The sequence below is a fragment of the Pararcticibacter amylolyticus genome (genome assembly GCF_003130405.1).
Taxonomy (GTDB): Bacteria; Bacteroidota; Bacteroidia; order Sphingobacteriales; family Sphingobacteriaceae; genus Arcticibacter; species Arcticibacter amylolyticus.
Genome location: NZ_QEAS01000154.1, coordinates 1 through 251, shown reverse-complemented (window position 1 = coordinate 251; position 251 = coordinate 1). Strand labels below are relative to the sequence as shown.

The 251-nt window shown below is 57.4% G+C and carries 1 protein-coding gene; it reads left to right on the top strand.

Features of this window, described 5'->3' with window-relative positions:
• Positions 1 to 251 (top strand): hypothetical protein (locus DDR33_RS25505; RefSeq protein ID WP_238387962.1); only part of this gene is annotated, 251 nt, incomplete at both ends.

The window sequence follows — 251 nt, the reverse complement described above, 5'->3', positions numbered from 1 at the left end:
CGCACCTGGAACCGCAAAGCCGACCAGAGCACCGAAGCCCTGTCCACCTATTACGTGTACGACGATTTCGGCAACCTGTGCTATGTCCTTCCCCCCAAGTCAGAAGCCGACAGCGGAATCCCCGGCCCGGACAAACAAAACGCACTGTGTTACCAGTACCGCTACGACGAGCGTAACCGGATGAGTGCCAAAAAAATCCCCGGCAAAGGCTGGGAGTACCAGGTATACAATCAGCTGGACCAGGTCGTGGC